This is a genomic window from Nocardiopsis sp. CNR-923 (genome assembly GCF_001942255.1).
Classification (GTDB): domain Bacteria; phylum Actinomycetota; class Actinomycetes; order Streptosporangiales; family Streptosporangiaceae; genus Nocardiopsis.
Map to the genome: position 1 here is coordinate 1 of NZ_MKKC01000031.1, position 2,115 is coordinate 2,115.

The window sequence follows — 2,115 nt, forward strand, 5'->3', positions numbered from 1 at the left end:
CTACGCCGAGGACCGTGTGTTCGAGTCCATCACCGTCTCCGCGGTCGAATCGGACGACCCTGCGGGGTGCGCTGTGGAGTACGAGTTCGACTTCGCGGACGGCGGGCTCGAACGGTACCGCGAGCACCAGGAGAACTACATCGCCGGTAGCGAGCAGACCTTGGACGAGCGCATGGCCGACCGACTGACCGGTGAGAGCCTGGATGAGATCGAGCTCAGTGAGGACTACAGCTCTGCGGTGGTGCCTTTGGGTTGTGCCGCATCGCCGTCCGACGACGAGAGCACCTCGCGCGTCTCCTTCTCACGGGTTATCGATGACAGGACCGACGCCCTCGCACGCGCTGAGGTCTCCGTCATGCAGGGCGGCGAGCTCTTCGTCCACGAGGCCGAGGTCAATGGCTGGGAGCTCGACACCAACGGTAACTGGATCCAGCAGTAAGGACCCGGCCGTACCGGTTCTCCAGCGTCGGGAGATGGCGACCCGCCCTCTCCCAGGGCCTTTTCTGCCGCGAGAATTTTCCCGCATGCGGGTGTGTCAATGGCCAGTGTGTTTTGGCTCTGGCGCATTCTCCGTGAACCTCCCGCAACAAGCGGCCCTGGCCGCGATGATGCCAGGTGTCGCTCTCACCACTGATCGCCCTCCTCTTCCCCCACCTATCGGACTTGCACGTCACCAACATCACCCGCACCGGCACCACCCTGCAGATCCACGCCGCCACACAGCAGCCCACGGCTGTCTGTCCCTGCTGTGGAAGCGCCTCAACCCGTGTGCACAGCCGCTACAGACGCCATCTCCTCGACACTCCCATCTCCGGACAGCAGGCCCTGATCCAACTGCAAGTACGCCGCTACTTCTGCGACAACCCCGAATGCGACAGACAAACCTTCGCCGAGCAGGTCCCCGGCCCGACCAGCCCGTACAGCCGTAGCACCCCGCTGCTGCGTCGCACCCGCGAGATCATCGCCCTGGCCCTAGTGTGGTGATTCATAAGTTCGTTAAATAAGTCGGTTCTGGATCCTGAGGAACTTCTCAATGATGTCTTTGGCCGGCTTGGTCCAAATGAACGGTCGGGGATCGGTGTTGTAGTGCTCGGTCCATTGCGCGATCCGGGCGGCGAGGTCGTCGGTGGAGGTGAACTCGCCGCGGGCCAGGAGCCGGTTCTGGATGAGCCCGAACCAGCGTTCGACCTGGTTGAGCCAGGAGGCGCTGGTCGGGGTGAAGTGCACGTGGAACCTCTCGTGCTCAGCCAGCCAGTCGCGGACGCTTTTGGTCTTGTGGGTGTCGTAGTTGTCGCAGACCAGGTGGACGTCCAGCTCGGGTGGGACTTCGGTGTCGATGCGGCGCAGGAAGTCCAGCCATTCGGTGGAGCGGTGACGCTCGTGGGTGTCGTGGATGACCTGTCCGGTGACGATGTCGAAGGCCGCGAACAGGGTGGTGGTGCCGTGGCGGACGTCGTCATGGGTCCGCGTCGCGGGATGCCCGGGCGCGACATTGTGGCCCGGGCGGGTGCGTTCGAGGGCCTGGATCTGGGATTTCTCATCGGCGCAGAGCACGACGGCGTGGTCGGGCGGGTCCGTGTACAGCCCGACCACGTCGATGACCTTGTCGATGAACAGCGGGTCGGTTGAGAGTTTGAAGGCGTTGACGCGGTGGGGCTGGAGACGAAACGCCTGCCAGATGCGCACCACGGCCGACTGCGACAGGCCGGCGTGCTCGGCCATCTGGCGCGAGGACCAGTGCGAGGCCCCGTCGGGCGGGCGGGCGAACCGGGTCTCCTCCACGACTGTGCGGATCCTGGCCGGGTCGATCCTCGGCGGGGCACCCGACCGGTCGGCGTCGGCCAGGCCCGCCAGCCGGTGTTCAGCGAATCGCTTGCGCCACTTGGAGACCGGCGGCTGCGAGGTCCCCAGCCGGGCCGCGATCTCGACCGTGGGCAGATCCTCTGCCGCCAGCAGGACGATGCGGGCCCGCAGCACGAGTTTCTGCGAGCTCGAATGCGCTCTCGTGATCCGCTCCAGCTCGGCCCGTTCCTCATCGGACAAAACAATCGGCACCCTCGGCCGCCCCGCACTCGCCATGCCCCCATCCCACCACGGCGACCAGGACCAACCCCC

Annotated in this window: 3 protein-coding genes; 2 read left to right on the top strand and 1 reads right to left on the bottom strand. The window is 65.7% G+C overall.

Annotated features, from left to right (window positions below):
- Window positions 1-439, top strand: a 439-nt coding sequence (locus BJF83_RS27295; RefSeq protein WP_075924941.1) for a hypothetical protein, incomplete at its 5' end; no start/stop codon positions are given.
- A 176-nt stretch (window positions 440-615) separates the two neighbouring features.
- Window positions 616-984: a transposase family protein gene (locus tag BJF83_RS01970; protein ID WP_075924942.1), complete on the top strand. Its 369-nt coding sequence runs from the start codon at window positions 616-618 to the stop codon at window positions 982-984.
- A 12-nt stretch (window positions 985-996) separates the two neighbouring features.
- Here the strand turns inward: BJF83_RS01970 and BJF83_RS01975 are convergent, their stop codons facing one another.
- Entirely contained in the window at window positions 997-2,079 is a 1,083-nt protein-coding gene (locus BJF83_RS01975) for an IS630 family transposase (protein WP_075924943.1), read from the bottom strand.
- Window positions 2,080-2,115: the final 36 nt, after the last annotated feature.

What these genes read in the sequence shown, in the direction of transcription:
- BJF83_RS01975 (WP_075924943.1), bottom strand. Translation starts at nt 2,079, where the DNA reads ATGGCGAGTGCGGGGCGGCCGAGGGTGCCGATTGTTTTGTCCGATGAG.